This window comes from Ruegeria sp. YTSC004, assembly GCF_059609805.1.
Genome location: NZ_JBXWMJ010000016.1, coordinates 36989 through 54366, shown reverse-complemented (window position 1 = coordinate 54366; position 17378 = coordinate 36989). Strand labels below are relative to the sequence as shown.

The following is a 17378-nucleotide window of genomic DNA, read 5'->3' as shown; positions in this document are numbered from 1 at the left end:
CTGAATGAGCATAGAAAAGAAAGTCTGGCTGATCTCGGGTTTTGTTACGCTGGGTCTGGCCCTTGTTCTGTTCAAACTCTGGATTGAACTGAATCATTTTGACGAGGATCCGACGCAACTGCCAGATCAGGCGTCGGTCGACGCTTATCTGCAAGACCTTCCAAATTTGCCAAGCTATCAGGTCAAAACTGGCATATTCATCAAATCTTTCAGTTTTACCGGTGCCAGCGATGTGCATGTCAGCGGTTATATCTGGCAGCATTATGAGGATGGTGTGCATGACGCCATCAAACCAGCCGAAGGCGAAGTGGGGTTCATCCTGCCGGAAGCTGCCGAGGCAGCGAGTGGCCTGATTGAAGAAGCCTACAGGATAGATCAGGGCGGGTCCGAGTTGATCGGCTGGTACTTTGAACAGACCTTGCGCCAGGCCTTTGACTATACCAGTTATCCGTTTGACCACAAAACCGTCTGGGTCCGTTTCTGGCCGGGTGAGTTTGACGTAAATGTGGCTCTAATCCCTGACTTTTCGGCCTATCCGGCCACTGGGCCGGACGATATCTTTGGCATCGACAACCGGATCGTCATGGGAACGTGGGAGCGTGAAAACACATATTTCGACTATCGCCTGTCCGATCTGGATACGACCCTGGGCATCGGAAAGAACGAATATCAGACCAACCTGCCCGAGCTGCACTATAACTTCGTCATCAAACGGAACTTTGCGAATGCCTTTATCGTTCACATGATCCCCCTGATTGTTGTGACGATGCTGCTGTTCGGGGCCGTCATGACGGTCACGCGACGCCCCAATCTGGTGGAACGGCACGATTTCAGTACGTCCAGCGTTATCGGCACTTGCTCGGTCCTGTTTTTCGTGATCCTGCTGGCACATGTACAACTGCGCGAAGGGTTCGCCGGATCGCCCGTGATCTACATGGAATCGTTCTTTTTCCTGATGTATTTCCTGCTGCTGGCAGTGTCGGTAAACACCTACTTCTTTGCGGCCGAGGCCGTGCCGTCCCTGTGGTTCATCCACTATAAAGACAACCTGATTCCCAAGGCCTGCTTCTGGCCCTTTGTCCTGTCGTGCATGGTGATCATCACGGCCTATAACCTCAGCCTCAAGGACATCCCTAAGGATGAGGCCGGGATACAGGTTCAAAACTAGGTGGGCGGCTGCCACCCGGGTTTTTGTGTGCCTGTCGCCATGTCCAGCGTGTATTCCCCGACAACCCCGGCTACGCCCTGATCCAACTGGTCCAGATACTTGGTGGGCTGCGCGATCACGTAGGCATAGGCGGGTTTTTTCACACCGTCGATCAGCACATTGATCCGTTTGCGGACATAGACATTCTCGGGTGATCCGGGTCCGTGGTAACCTTCGAGCTGGTCTAGCTGTTTCAGGCCCGATGAGGTCACCCGATACACTTCTCCGCATATTGGATGGCCGCGCCCTTTCTGGTCGACCAGCGTGGCCATCCTGTGCAGGAAGCCACAGTTCGGATTGTCGCAATGCGGCTCATGCGGCACGATCAGAGGCATTCGCTGTCGCGTCACGGCCTTGCCAACGAAATCATCCAGCACATCGGCGTGGGCTTCGTGGTTCGGGAAGCCTTTCTTCAACGAACCATAGGTAAAGTAGAGATAGGTGCGCTCACGGTCATCAACCACATCGTCTTCGCCCTCTTCCTCAATCTCGGTCAGCGTGTGGCTGTTGGCCCAGTCATCCAGCATGGCCAGCACGTCTTTTGATATTTTGGCGTCTTCGATTTCATGGGCGTTTTGCAGGAAATGGATGCAAGCGCTGGCATCAATGCCATCCGCTGCCAGCAGAGTTTTGACCATTTCGACCGAGTTGTTCATCACCGCCACGTGCAGGCTGGTAAACCCATGGTCGTTGGTCGCATTCACGTTGATACCGCGCCGTATCAGCTCTTGTGCAGCCTCCAGATCAGGTTTGCCCAGGTCCTGCCCGTTTTCGTTCAGCTCGCCTTCGCCGCCTGCTGCGTAGTGCAACAGCGTGTCGCCATTGTGGTCATCCACGATGTCGATCCCGGCCATGCCATTGTCGATCGCCTCGAACACACGATTCCATTGTTCGAACTCATCCGATGCGGCGGCTTCTTGCGCCCATTTGCAGATGTTGTGTTCCTGATCGGCCAGTTCCTCGAACGCTTCGTCCAGAACCTCCATGATCTGGTCCGGGGTCGCCATCATGCCAATCCCCATCATGCCGTTTGACAGCCGCCCTTTCCGGGGACCGACCAGATCAACACCCAGATCGCGCAGCTTTTCGACATTCCTTTGGGTAGTGACATTGTTCCACATGTTGGTGTTACACGCCGGGCAAAGGATCGCCGGTTTGTTCCGGTACTGCCAGGCAACAAAGACCGAGGTCAGAAGGTTGTCGGCAATCCCATTGGCGATCTTGCCCATTGTATTGCAGGTCACGGGCGCCACGATCACGCAATCGGCCCAGTCACACAAGGCAAGATGCGAGGCGCGCAGGGGCATTCCAAATTTGGTGTAGCGAAAGTTCCATTCGTCGTCATCGCGGTAATAGTCGTTGTGCGAGATATAGTCCTCGACCTTTTCCGGCTCGTACCCCCGTTCAATCTCGACGCCCTTTTCGATCTCGATATCGCGAAAGAACTTCTCAGCGGAAACCGACGGGATCAGTTTCACGTTGTGGCCAGCGGCGGTAATTTTCTTTACCAGTTGCGGCACCTTGTCTGCGGCAGAAGACCCGCAGGCACACAGCAATACGTTGCGTTTTTCGCTGGGGGCATCGGTCAGCCCACCCTTGGGATAGCCAAAGATGTTCTTGTCCAGGCTGGGAGATTCATTGCGCAGCAGAACCGGCAATCCGGCCTTCTTGATGTCTTTTTGAAATTGACCATTAAGGATTCTGTCTACGATGTCCTTGCGCGTGCCCTGAAACACATTCTGGAAAAACAGATATGGAACCGTTTCCTTGCCGGTTCTAGCGATCAGTTGCCTGCGCATTTTCATGACATTTGCCCCGTGCCCCTCGACATCAACCAGCTTGATGTCGGTGATGCCGATATTGGCCAGAATACTGCGCAGCATGTAGGACCAGGGGTCTTCATCCGCATAGAACAGAACAAGCGGGTTTTTTTCGGTGATATGGTCTACGTCGGACGGATCTTTTGGGGCTTCACGTTCTTCGATTACCAGCAACGCAGGTTTCGTAATGTCCCGAAGACCGCGGAACAAATGTCCGCGTGGCGCTTGCCACACTTGTGAGGTCGCGGGGCTCATGTCCACAACCGTCACCATATCGGTGGCCTCTTTATATGCGATACACAGGCACCAGAACTCCTCCAACAGGGCCGTTTCGCGGAACGCATTCTTCGGGGGGCGAATGACCTCAGACCCCAGTACCTTGTTGAAATCGATATTGATCATCAGGTGACGACCTTTGTCATCGTTCAGGCTTAGCAATTGGTGGCGGAACCAGTCTTCGGGTGATTTGATGCTTTTGTCCGAACGATTGGCATAGCTGCGGAAAGTGCTGCCCAGATGCACGTCCGGTTCCTGGCTGAGGTACCGTTGCGCCATCGCGTGCATTTGCCGGGCGGTCGACACGCGGCTAAGCGCCTCGGCCAGATCGGTTTGTGTTGCTCTCAGCAGTTTATCCTCGTCAACCTGTTCATCCCCAAGGATGGCCAGGCTTTCGGCAAGAACGCCCATCGAGTTCATGTTCGGGCTGGCCCGTCGGAACAGGTTACGCCGCTTTTTGGGGTCCTTGGCCAGGTATTCCGTACTGTCGACATAATTGCAGTCCTGCTTCAGGGTTTGCAGGTATGTTTTGACAGCGTCTAGCGCCGAAAACCGCAGCATCCCCCGTGATCGCATCGATGTTCCGTCGCGGTCGGTCATCCCGGCCCACAGTCGATCAATGGTTGTCACCCATAGCTTGCCGTACTTTTCCGGGTGAACGTCCATCATATGAACGAGGCCGGTGCTGGGGTTGCACTTTGCGATAATGGCGAAATGGCCGCCCGGCATGTTTTCCTTGCCATGTGCGACACCGACCTGAAAGTTCGCCACAAGGATATCGTTCTTTCCACCCAGCCGATTGGATTCGTCTATTGCCTCAAGCAGCAGATCCACGGATGTCGTGGCCTCATCCATGAAATAGGCCTGCACCTGAATGACATCGCGCAGGTCCTGGGTATGGATGAATGTGCAGGCAACATCGAAAAGTTCGCCCAGCGATATTCCGTCGTTTACGACAAACGAGGTTGGCAAGCCGCATTCGCGAAAGATGTCGTTGACTTCGTAGCTGAATCCAAGCGCCGACATGCTAAGGGCTGCCGCAGTCACGCTGCAGCAATTGATCGGCTGTTGATAGTTTTTCAGATGCACGCTGACCAGATCGCCAAATAGCGTATCTTCACAGGCATCTTTGATCTTTTTCGGGATTGCCTTCCATTGGTGTTTGGGCAGATAGGCCAACCGGGTGCCCGGAGTGGCCAGGGCCTGAAGACTGACGGGAATGTCCTCGATTTCGAGATGTTCTTCGTAAAAATAGTCCCCGCTGTCTGCGGTCGCCAGAACCGCTTTGTCCTGCCGAAGCTGAACCATGCCGCCAAGGACCACAAACATACCCTCAGAGGGCAGGACCGTCTCTTCGGATACTTCGTAGAATTCGAATTTCGAATGAATGACTGATGAATCCTTGGATGGCAGGACCTCATCTATCAATTTCAAATCGTCTTGGGATGGGTTGAATGATTGAGAGCTTTCAATTGGATCTTTAGGCACGTCTTGTCCCCCCTGAACTTCGCCGTGAAAATTGTCAAAGACCCAACGCAGAAGCTTGTTCTTGGGTCAGGCACCCATCGGTCATACAGAATAAAAAAACCGGCCTGACGTAATTTCCCGCGCTGGGCGGACCGATTGAACACATTGATATGCGCGAACAAAAGGGTCCAATTGAGCGCACTGTATAATATCTGAATATAAAAATCACTGGCGTTGTTGATTGGGCCAATTGCGTTGCAGCCATAGGGTGATCATGTCGTTCATCGCGCCGCCGAGTGCGGAAGCTCGTACAGGTGGTGCGACGAATTGACAAAATTATCGTCAATATGACAAGCATGACCGCGATTTCGTCAAGATTGCCCCTGCGTTTCGGACAGAAGCGGCCTCATACTTTTAAAAACGAAAAAGGAGGCGCGTTTTGAGCTGGAACATTTGTGTCATCGGAGCAGGCAAGATCGGTCAGATGATCGCGACCTTGCTGAAATCATCGGCCAACTACTCGGTCACAGTGGCCGACCGGGATTTGGCTGCGTTATCAGCGTTGAACAAGCAGGGCATTTCGACCCGGCAAATTGATGTGAGCGACGAAGTGCAACTGACCGAAGGTCTGGGTGTGTTCGATGCCGTAGTCTCGGCGGCCCCATTCTTTCTGACGCCGAAAATTGCCAAGGCGGCCAAGGCCGCTGGTGCACACTATTTTGACCTGACCGAAGACGTCGCCGCGACCAATGCGGTGCGTGACTTGGCACAAGGCAGTGATACGGCGTTCATGCCGCAATGTGGTTTGGCACCGGGTTTTGTCGGTATCGCGGGGGCATCGCTGGCGGCGGAATTCGATGAAATCGACAGCCTGCATATGCGGGTGGGCGCGCTGCCGCTCTATCCAACCAACGCGTTGAAATACAATCTGACCTGGTCCACCGACGGGTTGATCAACGAATACTGCAACCCTTGCGATGCCATCGTGAATGGTGAACGAGTCAAAACCGCTCCGTTGGAGGATTATGAGCTGCTTGGCCATGACGGGGTGGAGTACGAATGTTTCAACACCTCAGGCGGTTTGGGCACTTTGCCCGAAACACTGGACGGCAAGGCGCGGGCGGTGTCCTACCGCTCAATCCGATATCCGGGCCATTGCGATATCCTGAAACTGCTTCTCAAGGACCTTGGCCTGGAACATCGCCGCGATCTGCTGAAGGATATTTTTGAGACCGCGCTGCCGCGCACCGATCAGGATGTGGTGCTGGTCTATTGCACCGCAAAAGGCATGATCGATGGCGCGCTGCGCGAGAAATCCCTGATCAACAAGAGCTTTGCCCGCACGATTAACGGACAGATCTGGAGCGCCATTCAGGTCACCACAGCCGCAGGAGTTCTGGGCGTGGTTGATCTGATGCGGACCGGCGCGCTGCCTGCGAAGGGCTTTGTCCGGCAGGAACAGGTGAACCTGTCCGATTTCCTGAACACCGAATTTGGCCGGCTCTATCGCGCCGGCGACGTAACCGAACAGAACAAGGCGGCCTGAGATATGAAAGACATCGTGATGACAGCCCAAACAACCCTCGCCAATCTGGATCTGACCGAGGCCGAACTGACCGGCGGCACGCTCAAAGTGACGTCTCCGATTGATGGCAGCGTATTGGCCGACGTGCATGAGACGCCCGTTGCCGACATGGAAGCCATCTTTGCCCGTTCTAAAACGGCGTTCAAAGAATGGCGGACAGTACCGGCCCCGCGCCGGGGTGAGCTGATCCGCCTGTTGGGAGAGGAACTGCGCGCCGCCAAGGACGATCTGGGTGCTCTGGTCAGCTGGGAGGCTGGCAAGATCACCTCGGAAGGCTTGGGTGAAGTGCAAGAGATGATCGACATCTGCGACTTTGCCGTTGGTCTTTCGCGTCAATTGTACGGCCTGACCATTGCGTCCGAACGCCCGGGTCACCGGATGATGGAGACGTGGCATCCGGCAGGTCCGGTCGGCGTGATCTCGGCCTTCAACTTCCCGGTTGCAGTGTGGTCGTGGAATGCGGCATTGGCGCTGGTTTGTGGTGACCCGGTGATCTGGAAGCCGTCCGAGAAATCTCCGCTGACCGCGATGGCGTGCCAGAAAATCTTTGAACGCGCGTTGGCCCGGTTTGGCGATGCGCCGGACAATCTGCTGCAAACCCTGATCGGTGGCGCAGCGCTGGGCGAAGCCTTGGTCGCAAGCGAAGACGTTCCGGTTATCTCGGCCACAGGGTCCACCCGTATGGGTCGCGCCGTTGCGCCCATCGTGGCGCAACGCTTTGGCAAGTGCATTCTAGAGCTGGGTGGCAACAACGCGATGATCGTTGGCCCCTCGGCCGATCTGGAAATGGCTGTCCGTGCGGTTGTGTTCTCGGCCGTCGGTACGGCCGGTCAGCGCTGCACCACGCTGCGTCGCCTGATCGTACACAACTCGATCCGCGAAGAATTGGTCGGCCGTTTGAAAAAAGCCTATGCGGGATTGCCCATCGGCAACCCACTGGTCGAAGGCACGCTGATAGGCCCGTTGGTAGACGAAGCCTCGGGCACGGCCATGACCGCTGCGCTTGAGGCCGCAAAGACTGAAGGCGGCACCGTACACGGTGGACGTCGTGTAACCGAGGGTGTGCCTGCGGGCGTCTATATGGAACCGGCCATTGTCGAAATGCCAGGCCAGACGGCGGTGGTAAAAACTGAAACCTTTGCGCCCATCCTCTACGTCATGGGCTATGACGATTTTGATGATGCGATTGAGCTGCAGAATGACGTCCCGCAAGGCCTGTCTTCTTGCGTCTTTACCTTGAACATGCGCGAGGCCGAGCAGTTCCTGACCGCAGCCGGGTCGGATTGCGGCATCGCCAACGTCAATATCGGCCCGTCGGGTGCCGAGATCGGCGGAGCCTTCGGCGGTGAGAAGGAAACCGGTGGCGGGCGCGAAAGCGGCTCGGACGCGTGGAAAGCCTATATGCGTCGTCAGACGAACACTGTGAATTACTCGGCTGAGCTGCCCTTGGCGCAGGGCGTCAAGTTCGACATTTGAACCAATTATCCAGCGGCGCTTTAAAGCGCCGCTGGACGTTTCAGATTAATCGGCAAAAAGATAATCAAGGCTCATGATGGCTTGCGCCTTGTCCCGCGACACGCCCAGAAACTCGGCAATCGCGGTCTCATTCTCAATATTTGAGTTGGTCTCGCGGATACGCAGGTATCCGTCAAACTCTGCCTCGCGGATCAATTCGGATTCGTGCACTAGTGAACTGCGCAGCGCCGGGATCAGACGGGCCACGGTTTCCCGAGGACTGCTGTCCCCGGCCAACCCAACCCGGCGAGCGTGACCGATCAGATAGTCGTCGGAATACTCGCACTCGATTTCAAGAACATGGCTGCGGGCCTGAACCGAGCAGAAATCCTGAATGATATCCAGATCTGCGGGATCCACGCACAAGACCAGCTTGTTGGAATCAAAGCTTTCAAACAGCATGCGGGCCACCGCGCGCCGGTGCCGCGTGCGCTTGGCCAGAGACGATTCAATGCCGCCCAGATCAGGCAAAGAAGTGTCTTCTTCGTTGAACAGGTATTCGACGCATGGAATGTCGGTTTCCGAGACGATCTGATCCACCAGGCGCTTGGCAACATGCCACTTCTTGCTCACGATCAGAAACACTTCGCGCTCGGGGCCCAGTGAATTGCCCGCCTCCCAGAACCGCTGCGCATAACGCCGCCCCACCCGGCCGCGCCCGGTCAGAAAGCTGTACAGGTTGCGGCCTTCGTCCGAGATGTGAAACGTCATCCCTTCGGTTGCGTACATCTGACCCAACCTGTCCTTCAGCTCATGGGCTTCGGGGCTGATCTTGCGGGCGAACAGGTAATCTTGGGATAGCAGCAAGTCATAGTGATCGTTGTAGAACGTCACCGGCATGCCATAATCCGAGAACATCAGAAACGTGGGCGTGCGGTTGTCGATTTCAGTCTTGGGGATCAGATGGCGCACCAAAGTCTGAAAAAAGGTCTCGTCCGGAATCCAGGTGGTCGAGAAAAACCGTTTCACATCCGGGCGCTTTTGCAGAAAATCCAGGATCATTTCGATGGTCCTGCGGCGCAGGCACCACCATTGGCTGCCGATCATTATCTGAACGTCTGACGGAATCTCGCGCGTCAGACCAAACCGTTTTTGCAGATTGTACGACCCGTAAAACAGCTTGGCCTGTGTGCGTTCGTTGAAATAGTGCCGATAGATCAGCCGGTCCTCGACCATGCCGGTCTTGATCCAGTTGCTTTCCAGGAAATCATGGCTTTCGACGAAATCAACGTCGTGTTGATTCAGAAAGTCGTGGATGTATTCAGCCGATTTGATCGGCATGCAGTCACCCGACACCATGTAGAAATGAGTGGCGCGGGGAAACGCATCCACAGCGGCCTGCAGGGCATTCAGCGTGGCCTGAACCAGTGACCACGCCCCCCAGCCGCATTTGATGCGCTTGCTGGCAAACGTGACATTGGGGTTGTCTTTCAAAGCCTCGCGAATGCGTTCGAAAGCGGCCGCACTGGCACGCGCGTCAAAGTGGATCGCCATGCAATCCCCGGCTGCGGTCAGTTGCTCGGCCTGCGCGATGATTGCGTCAGGGTCTTTGTGACAAAGCAATATGTAGGCAATTCTTGCCATATTGGCCTATTGTTTTCCGTTTCTGCCCGTTTCCAACCGTGATACTGAGGATGAGCGATTGAATAAATAGAATATTTTTGGTTTTTTGGTTTCGAATGCTGGCGCGTCAATTATGAGACCAGATCAGCAAAGGAGGCACAGCAGATGGGTTTTCCCGGTACATGGATGACCGAAAGCGAAAGCATGGTTTACCGTGTGGTGCCGAAATGCGCCTGTTCGACCATTGGTCAGATCATGTTTTATTCGGATCACGGGCAGTTTTTTGACGGTGATATCCATGACGCGAAGGACGGGATGCACAAATGGGCCTTCGGTCCAAGTCAGGATCAGATCTCGGGAAATGTCCGCAATCACAAGTCCTTGGCCTTTACTTGCGTACGCAATCCTTATACCCGAATTCTAAGCTCGTTCTTCGACAAAATCTGCGGCATTCAGCGCAACGGCAAGCGGTATCGGGGCAATTTGGTGCCCACGCTTATCTATAATTACGGGATCGAAGTTGGCGGCGACGATGGCAAGGGTGAGTTCGATCAGATCGCCAGTTTCCGTCGGTTTTTGCTGTTTGCGCGTGATACGATCCGCTGGCGCCGCCCGATGGATCCTGACATTCACTGGTCGGCCATGTCCGGGCATGTTTCTACCTTCATCGTGAATGGTGGGCAGTACGATCAGATTTTCTGGACTGAGCAGTTCAATGAAGGAATGCAAAGTGTCCTTGATCGGTTAGAGACACCGCACGCTGTGAATTTGTCCGAAATCCCGCGATTCAATGAATCCGAAGGCCATGGGCCCAAACGTGCGCATCCGGTCGAGGACTACTTTGACGACCTTTCGATGCACTTGGTCTACGAAATCTACAAACACGATTTCGAGTTGTTCAAATACGATTTTGAGAACCCGGGCAACAAGATGCCAATTGGGGAGATTGATTTGGACGAAGTTCACGCCAAACTGGGCGATTAGACGAACTGATCAGCGATCGATCAGCCGCTCTTTCAGGCCGGTCGGGTATAGCTCTGGACCGCCGATATCCAGAGCATCCAGACTGAACCATCCTGCCGTCCAACTCAGGCCATTGTCTTCGGTGAATGAAATCGGCGCGTCGGGCCAGTTCAAAAGCTCGGGGCACTGAATCTCGGCCACAAAGATGATCTCATGTCCCTGATGCCCTTCATGCTGGTACAGGTTCTCGATCACCAGCGGTTGCCCACTGACTTCAACTGTCACATCGAGCTCTTCCCGGAACTCACGTTTCAGCGCGTCACGCCATGTTTCGCCGAATTCGACCGATCCGCCCAAAGGGCGAACACCCTTGATGCGACCGTCGTCATTTGGGACTTCGGCAGCAAGAAGGCGGTCCCACCGCCAATGCAAGCCGATGGCTTTGACACGGATACCGTTATGCGGGCGCCAGAATGTCATACTTGTCACCGATTTTGCCATGGATGCCGTTGAATACAAAAGAAAAAGGTCTCGCTAAACGAACTAGAGAGACCTTTGAAGTTATTGCAGTTTGGGTGGTTTGGAAACCGCTTCTTCAGACTTGGCGCACGGCACCTTTCGCGGCACTTGTCGCCAGCTTGGCATAGGCCTTTAGCGCGGTTGACACCTTGCGCTTGCGCGGTGCGGCCGGAACCCATCCCTTTTCGTCCTGCTCTTCGCGGCGGGCGGCCAGTTCTTCGTTTGACACGGCCAGATGAATCGTCCGGTTGGGGATGTCGATCTCGATCTTGTCGCCTTGCTTGACCAGCCCGATTTCGCCACCCTCGGCGGCCTCAGGTGAAACGTGGCCGATGGACAGACCCGAGGTGCCACCCGAGAAACGCCCATCGGTCAGCAGGGCGCAGGCTTTGCCCAGACCTTTGGATTTCAAGTAAGACGTCGGATACAGCATTTCCTGCATCCCCGGACCGCCGCGCGGGCCTTCATAGCGGATCACCACCACGTCGCCTTCTTTGACCTTGCCGGTCAGGATGTCGTTGACCGCCTGATCCTGGCTTTCGCAAACATAGGCCGATCCGGTGAACGTCAGGCTGTTGGGGTCAACGCCTGCCGTTTTTACGATACAGCCATCTCGCGCGATGTTACCGAACAGAACCGCCAGACCGCCATCTTGGCTGAAGGCGTGTTCCTTGGACCGGATCACGCCACCTTCGCGGTCGGTGTCCAGTTCTTTGTACCGGTTCGACTGGCTGAAGGCCTGTGTCGTGCGTACGCCGCCCGGCGCGGCCTTGAACAGGTCCTGCGCCGCCGGGTTGTTCGCAACCTTGATGTCCCAGTTGGCAATCGCCTCACCCATCGTGCCTGAGTGTACGGTGCTGCAATGTTCGTGCAGCAGCCCGGCCCGGCTAAGTTCGCCAAGGATCGAGAAGATGCCACCGGCGCGGTGCACATCCTCCATGTGAACATTTTCGGTGTTGGGTGCGACTTTACAGAGACACGGCACCTGACGGCTCAGGCGATCCATGTCGGTCATGGTGAAATGCACCTCACCCTCATGCGCGATAGCTAGCAGGTGCAAAACCGTGTTGGTCGAACCGCCCATGGCAATATCCAGCGACATCGCGTTCTCGAACGCGTCGAACGTTGCGATTTCGCGTGGCAGGAAGCCTTTTTCATCCAGATCATAGTGACGCTTGGTGATCTCAACGATCCGACGACCGGCCTCAAGGAACAACTCTTTACGGTCGGCATGCGTTGCGAGCGTGGAACCGTTGCCCGGCAGCGCCAGTCCCAGAGCTTCGGCCAGACAGTTCATCGAGTTTGCGGTGAACATACCGGAACATGAGCCACAGGTTGGGCAGGCGTTTTCTTCGATATGCTGGACCTGTTCGTCGGTGAATCTGTCGTCGGCGGCGGCGACCATCGCATCCACAAGGTCGATCTTCTTGGCGTCCAGATCGGCGATGTCGATCTTGCCGGCCTCCATCGGCCCACCCGAGACAAAGATCGCCGGGATGTTCAGGCGCATCGCGGCCATCAGCATGCCGGGGGTGATCTTGTCGCAGTTCGAGATACAGACCATCGCATCAGCGCAGTGGGCGTTGACCATATATTCGACCGAATCCGCGATCACTTCGCGCGAGGGCAGGGAATACAGCATCCCGTCATGGCCCATGGCGATACCGTCATCCACCGCGATTGTGTTGAACTCTTTCGCAACACCGCCAGCGGCCTCAACCTCGCGCGCGACCATCTGGCCCAGATCCTTCAGGTGCACGTGGCCGGGTACGAACTGGGTGAACGAGTTGACGATGGCGATGATCGGTTTGCCGAAATCGTCGTCACCCATGCCGGTGGCGCGCCACAGGCCGCGAGCACCGGCCATGTTGCGGCCGTGGGTTGAGGTTCTGGATCGGTACATTGGCATGATGCTGTTTCCCTTTTGCCCCGGTTGCGATATTCGGGTTGCGTACGTTATAGCGCACGTACCACATGTGCGCTATAACGCACAAGAGGATTCGAGAGACGATCAAGATGGCACCGGACGAAATTACGTTAAAACTACGCGATGTGCGGGCGGCCTCGGGGTTGAGCCTGTCCAAAGTGGCCGAGATGACGGGTGTCAGCAAAGCCATGCTGGGTCAGATCGAACGAGGCGAATCCAGCCCGACCATCGCAACGCTGTGGAAAATCGCCAAAGGGTTTCAACTGCCGCTGAGTGCGTTGATCGGAACGGCGGCCCTGCGGGATACCGCCATGACCGACGTGTTTCACACGGTGACCTTTCCCGGCAGCATTGAGGTCAAGATCGTCTTTCCCTTCGATCCGGCGCTGGGCGCCGAAACGTTTCACGTCGACCTTGCCCCAAACCAAAGCCACGAATCCGCAGCCCATGCCGCAGGGGTGACCGAAGAAGTGTTTGTGCTGAACGGATCGCTTGAGATTCTGCGTGATGGTGACTGGGTACCGCTACAGGCCGGGCAGGGCCTGCGCTTTGCAGCCGATCTGCCGCATGGTTACAGGGCGGGGACGAATGGCGCTGCGTTTCTGAACATGCATCATTATGCACAACCAGCCGAAGTCACCTGAGGCAACGCGCTCGCTGGAAAGGTTGGGCGAGATGAAACAAGTATGTGACCCAAGTACACAGCTATGACTTTATGTCGAGGTGGCACACAGCGCGGGTCGCGCTGTGTACGGGTTCTTTTGCACGAACCGATCAGTTCGACGCAGATTGCAGCTTAGAGCTGTACTCGGACAGCGAGCTGGAAACGATATCGTACCACTCGCCCGACTGCCGCATTTCGTTCAGGCCATTGTTCAGCATCGAGATATACTGCAGCCCGTATGGGTTGGATTTATGGGCCAGCAGGCGAATGGTGGACAGATGGGTGAAGTTCTCATTCTGAACCACCTCGTTTTCCATACCCAAAGCCGCAATTGCCCCATTGGCTTGCTGAATAGCCATCCCGGTGGCGTCCGCGGTTCCGTTCATGACCGCCTCGATGCACTCTTCCGGGGTGCGGGGGCGAACAAGCGTGATTTTGGGTTCGACCAGGCCGGCCTCTTCCAGGTCATTGGTAAAGAACCCGTCCATACGACAAAATACGGCCCCTTCAAGCTCTTCGATGGAGGCTGCGCCAGCATATTTGCTGTCGGGCAGTGTGAAATACCCAACGACCGATTCATACAATGGCTGTGATGCGTAGAACCCGTTACAGCGATAAAGGCTGTCTTCACCCATGGCATCGGGGTTTTTTGCGCAATCTGGCACAACCCAGGCAACGGCGATGTCATACGCTCCGGCGGGCAGAAGTGTGTAAAGATGCGAGTTGAAATCGTTCACCCAACCCTGATTGTATTCGCGCTTGTTGCCAGCACGATGCAGGGCCGTTGTCGACAACCGCATCAAAAAGCCGCCACCCGAAAGACCTTCGTCCGTATAGGGTGCCCAATCGTTCCCGGCCAAAAGACGAATCGGTGGCTCGTAAACGTTTCTGGGTTTGATTTTTGCGGCTTTTTCTTCCTCACGCTCAACAACTTCGTTGAACTGCGATGTGGCGGTCAGTCGGCCGTCAGCGCATGGCAAATTCAGAATGGTACCAGGGGTCAGATTGTTCGGATTTCCGGCAATGACGTTTCTGTTTGCGTTGAAGATGATCTGGTAATCCCGAGAGCCATATGCCGTTTCGGAAATAGTCGCCAGCGTTTCGCCTGCTTCTACTGTGTACGATTCGCACGCGACCTGCGCCGCAGCACTTATCGGTGAGATCAAGGCAGCCAGACCCAGGGTCATGAGGCCAAACTTAATTCAAGGGGTGTTCATTTCGTTCTCCTGTAGAGTGAGTTTTTTCAACGTGCACCAGGGTCCCGGTTTTTTGTTCTATCACCCTAGTGACGTTGTGTTTTTTCTTTCGCTTACAAAATGGTAGGAAAGATGTGCCGCGCCGATTAAAATTTTACAGACTGCGGGGGAAAGCGTTTGTTCTTTTCCTGATTGCCCGTTTCCTTTGCTTCAGCGCCGATTTGTATTGGCTGTTTCCACGGCCTGAGTTCGGGCGCTTTCACAGATACTCCGGGGTACATTGACGTGGGGAAAACCGACCTTTTTGGGGCGGAAAGTGCGTTTTTTTGGGTTCAACCCTTGGTGGAGTGATAAATTACACACGGACATAAGCCCGATAAGCGGGGCTTTAGTCTTACACGCATTACTATTTGGGGTGTTTGCAACCCAGAGTATGCATGTGGTCAAACGGGTGCGCGCGCAGGACTGGTTCCTGAGAGCGCTCGCGTCAGTTGGTTTTGCCCAACATAGTCCCAATCATTCGCACATGCAGGTTCAGAGGCGTCCGTTAGCGTCATCATCCCATCCAGCCTTGAACCCGCATGCGCGCGCGTATAGGGAAAAACCAAACGCGTTTAGGGGAGGCTTTTATGCAGGACGATCCGAAAACCCTCGTTTCTACCGAATGGCTTGCTGCCCATCTCAAGGACCCGGATCTGCGGGTACTGGACGGGTCATGGTATCTGCCACAGCAAGGGCGCGACGCAAAGGCCGAATACGCCGCCGCTCATATCCCCGGCGCACGGTTCTTTGATATCGATGACATATCGGACCACCGCTCGGACTTGCCGCATATGGCGCCCCCGGTCGAAAAGTTCATGTCCCGCCTGCGGGCGATGGGCGTGGGCGACGGCCATCAGGTTGTCGTCTATGATGGGGCCGGTTTGATGTCTGCCGCCCGTGTATGGTGGTTGTTCCGGTTGATGGGGCAGGAAAACATCGCCGTTCTGGATGGTGGTCTGCCGAAATGGCAGGCCGAGGGGCATGAGATCGAAGATCTGCCGCCGGTGATCCGCGACCGCCACATGACCGTCCGGGTCCAGAACCATCTGGTCCGTGACGTCACGCAGGTATCTGCCGCCGCCAAGCTGGGAGATCATGAGATCATCGACGCACGCTCTGCTGACCGTTTTGCCGGAACCGGAACAGAACCGCGTGAAGGTCTGCGAACGGGCCGCATTCCCGGATCGCGCAACGTGCCCTTTGGCACTTTGCTGAACAAGAATGGCACGATGAAATCCCCCGAGGAATGCCGCGCCATCTTCGAGTCCGCAGGTGTGGACCTGTCGAAACCGGCTATCACATCCTGCGGGTCGGGTGTGACCGCCGCAATCCTCAGCCTTGCGCTTGAGCGCATGGGCAAGAAAGACCACTCGCTTTATGACGGCTCCTGGGCCGAATGGGGTGCCTTCCCGACCCTGCCCGTCGCAACCGGAGAGAACTGATGTTCGAAAACCTCAAACCGCAGCCTGCCGACAAGATTCTGGCGCTGATGCAGGCGTATCGCGAAGACCCGCGCGATCAAAAGATCGACCTGGGAGTTGGTGTTTACAAAAATGCCGAGGGCGTGACCCCGGTGATGCGTGCGGTGAAAGCGGCCGAAAAGCGCATCCTGGAAGAGCAAGAAAGCAAGGCCTACACCGGATTGGCGGGCGACCCGGCTTATGCCGATGCGATGATTGGCCTGATCCTAGGCACCTCGGTTCCACGCGGCAACATCGCTGCCGTGGCGACGCCCGGCGGAACCGGTGCCTGCCGTCAGGCATTCGAGATGATCCGCATGGCCAACCCCTCGGCCCGCGTGTTCGTGTCGAACCCGACATGGCCCAATCATCTGTCGATCCTGAACTATCTGGGGATGGAGACGGTCCAATACCGGTATTTCGACGGCGAAACCCGTGGCGTTGATTTCGACGGAATGATCGAGGACCTGAAAACCGCGAATGCGGGCGACGTAGTCCTGCTGCACGGCTGCTGTCACAACCCGACAGGCGCCAACCTGAACATGGTGCAGTGGCAGGAGGTCGTGAACCTGATTAACGAGCGCGGCCTCGTGGCAATGATCGATATCGCCTATCAGGGCTTTGGCGACGGACTGGAAGAGGATGCGCAGGCAACCCGACTGGTGGCCTCGTCGGTCAAGCGCTGCCTGATTGCAGCGTCCTGCTCGAAGAATTTCGGTGTCTACCGCGAGCGGACCGGCCTGTTGATGGCCATCAGTGATGACCCGGCGCAGACAGCTCTGAACCAGTCCACGCTGGCATTCCTCAACCGTCAGAACTACTCGTTCCCGCCGGATCACGGCGCACGGGTGGTGACGACGATCCTGAATGATGAAGCCTTGCGCGCCGACTGGGCGGCTGAGCTGGAAGAGGTGCGCCTGTCCATGCTGGGCTTGCGCCAACAACTGGCAGACGAGCTGCAGGCCCAAAGTGGGTCCGATCGCTTTGGGTTTGTCGCCCAGCACCGCGGCATGTTCTCGCGTCTGGGGGCGGCACCGGAACTGGTCGAAAAGCTGCGCGCGGACCACGGCATCTACATGGTCGGTGACAGCCGGTTGAACATTGCCGGCTTGAACGCGACGACAGTTCCGATTCTGGCCAAGGCGATCATTGACGTCGGTGTCTGATTCAAGCC

The 17378-nt window shown here is 56.1% G+C and carries 12 protein-coding genes; 7 read left to right on the top strand and 5 right to left on the bottom strand.

Translation table 11 applies throughout. The features are described 5' to 3' along the window. The first annotated feature begins 4 nt into the window (after positions 1-4). Positions 5-1168 carry a hypothetical protein gene (locus AC2FFP_RS21045; RefSeq protein ID WP_496769542.1) on the top strand — a complete coding sequence of 388 codons (1164 nt, stop codon included), beginning with the start codon at positions 5-7 and terminating at the stop codon, positions 1166-1168. Here the strand turns inward: AC2FFP_RS21045 and AC2FFP_RS21040 are convergent. Continuing rightward, positions 1165-4737, bottom strand: coding sequence for a flavoprotein (locus AC2FFP_RS21040; RefSeq protein ID WP_496769545.1), 3573 nt, complete (start codon positions 4735-4737; stop codon positions 1165-1167). The two genes, AC2FFP_RS21045 and AC2FFP_RS21040, sit on opposite strands and share 4 nt — an antisense overlap. Positions 4738-5209: 472 nt before the next feature. Here AC2FFP_RS21040 and AC2FFP_RS21035 point away from each other — a divergent pair, with 472 nt between their 5' ends. Together AC2FFP_RS21035 and amaB are read left to right on the top strand one after the other, a co-directional pair. Next, positions 5210-6316, top strand: coding sequence for a saccharopine dehydrogenase family protein (locus AC2FFP_RS21035; RefSeq protein WP_496845238.1), 1107 nt, complete (start codon positions 5210-5212; stop codon positions 6314-6316). 18 nt (positions 6317-6334) lie between these two features. Next, entirely contained in the window at positions 6335-7831 is a 1497-nt protein-coding gene (gene amaB / locus AC2FFP_RS21030) for an L-piperidine-6-carboxylate dehydrogenase (protein WP_496845239.1), read from the top strand. Positions 7832-7876: 45 nt separating this feature from the next. On the opposite strand, the gene AC2FFP_RS21025 is transcribed toward amaB, so the two are convergent. Continuing rightward, positions 7877-9454, bottom strand: a complete 1578-nt coding sequence (locus AC2FFP_RS21025) for a DUF5928 domain-containing protein (protein WP_496881474.1) — start codon at positions 9452-9454, stop codon at positions 7877-7879. Positions 9455-9598: 144 nt separating this feature from the next. Here AC2FFP_RS21025 and AC2FFP_RS21020 point away from each other — a divergent pair, with 144 nt between their 5' ends. Continuing rightward, positions 9599-10417 carry a sulfotransferase family protein gene (locus AC2FFP_RS21020; protein ID WP_282120959.1) on the top strand — a complete coding sequence of 273 codons (819 nt, stop codon included), beginning with the start codon at positions 9599-9601 and terminating at the stop codon, positions 10415-10417. A 9-nt stretch (positions 10418-10426) separates the two neighbouring features. Here the strand turns inward: AC2FFP_RS21020 and AC2FFP_RS21015 are convergent, their stop codons facing one another. Then, positions 10427-10876 carry an NUDIX hydrolase gene (locus tag AC2FFP_RS21015; protein ID WP_496769556.1) on the bottom strand — a complete coding sequence of 150 codons (450 nt, stop codon included), beginning with the start codon at positions 10874-10876 and terminating at the stop codon, positions 10427-10429. A 115-nt stretch (positions 10877-10991) separates the two neighbouring features. Beyond that, complete coding sequence (gene ilvD / locus AC2FFP_RS21010; protein ID WP_496769557.1) at positions 10992-12824, bottom strand: dihydroxy-acid dehydratase; 1833 nt, start codon at positions 12822-12824, stop codon at positions 10992-10994. A 107-nt stretch (positions 12825-12931) separates the two neighbouring features. Here ilvD and AC2FFP_RS21005 point away from each other — a divergent pair, with 107 nt between their 5' ends. Then, positions 12932-13486: a helix-turn-helix domain-containing protein gene (locus tag AC2FFP_RS21005; RefSeq protein WP_496769559.1), complete on the top strand. Its 555-nt coding sequence runs from the start codon at positions 12932-12934 to the stop codon at positions 13484-13486. 130 nt (positions 13487-13616) lie between these two features. Here AC2FFP_RS21005 and AC2FFP_RS21000 read toward each other — a convergent pair whose 3' ends face one another. Continuing rightward, the gene (locus AC2FFP_RS21000; protein WP_496881473.1) at positions 13617-14693 is read right to left on the bottom strand and encodes a peptidoglycan-binding protein LysM; all 1077 of its coding nucleotides are present in this window, start codon (positions 14691-14693) and stop codon (positions 13617-13619) included. A gap of 638 nt (positions 14694-15331) precedes the next feature. Between AC2FFP_RS21000 and sseA the strand changes: the two genes are divergently transcribed. Together sseA and AC2FFP_RS20990 are read left to right on the top strand one after the other, a co-directional pair. Then, positions 15332-16186 carry a 3-mercaptopyruvate sulfurtransferase gene (sseA, locus tag AC2FFP_RS20995; protein ID WP_496769561.1) on the top strand — a complete coding sequence of 285 codons (855 nt, stop codon included), beginning with the start codon at positions 15332-15334 and terminating at the stop codon, positions 16184-16186. Further along, positions 16186-17370: an amino acid aminotransferase gene (locus AC2FFP_RS20990; RefSeq protein WP_496769563.1), complete on the top strand. Its 1185-nt coding sequence runs from the start codon at positions 16186-16188 to the stop codon at positions 17368-17370. The genes sseA and AC2FFP_RS20990 overlap by 1 nt, the downstream gene beginning before the upstream one ends. The last annotated feature ends 8 nt before the right edge of the window (positions 17371-17378 follow it).

What these genes read in the sequence shown, in the direction of transcription:
- sseA (WP_496769561.1), top strand. Translation starts at nt 15,332, where the DNA reads ATGCAGGACGATCCGAAAACCCTCGTTTCTACCGAATGGCTTGCTGCC.
- AC2FFP_RS21005 (WP_496769559.1), top strand. Translation starts at nt 12,932, where the DNA reads ATGGCACCGGACGAAATTACGTTAAAACTACGCGATGTGCGGGCGGCC.
- AC2FFP_RS21015 (WP_496769556.1), bottom strand. Translation starts at nt 10,876, where the DNA reads ATGACATTCTGGCGCCCGCATAACGGTATCCGTGTCAAAGCCATCGGC.
- AC2FFP_RS21025 (WP_496881474.1), bottom strand. Translation starts at nt 9,454, where the DNA reads ATGGCAAGAATTGCCTACATATTGCTTTGTCACAAAGACCCTGACGCA.
- AC2FFP_RS21000 (WP_496881473.1), bottom strand. Translation starts at nt 14,693, where the DNA reads ATGACCCTGGGTCTGGCTGCCTTGATCTCACCGATAAGTGCTGCGGCG.
- AC2FFP_RS20990 (WP_496769563.1), top strand. Translation starts at nt 16,186, where the DNA reads ATGTTCGAAAACCTCAAACCGCAGCCTGCCGACAAGATTCTGGCGCTG.
- amaB (WP_496845239.1), top strand. Translation starts at nt 6,335, where the DNA reads ATGACAGCCCAAACAACCCTCGCCAATCTGGATCTGACCGAGGCCGAA.
- ilvD (WP_496769557.1), bottom strand. Translation starts at nt 12,824, where the DNA reads ATGCCAATGTACCGATCCAGAACCTCAACCCACGGCCGCAACATGGCC.
- AC2FFP_RS21045 (WP_496769542.1), top strand. Translation starts at nt 5, where the DNA reads ATGAGCATAGAAAAGAAAGTCTGGCTGATCTCGGGTTTTGTTACGCTG.
- AC2FFP_RS21020 (WP_282120959.1), top strand. Translation starts at nt 9,599, where the DNA reads ATGGGTTTTCCCGGTACATGGATGACCGAAAGCGAAAGCATGGTTTAC.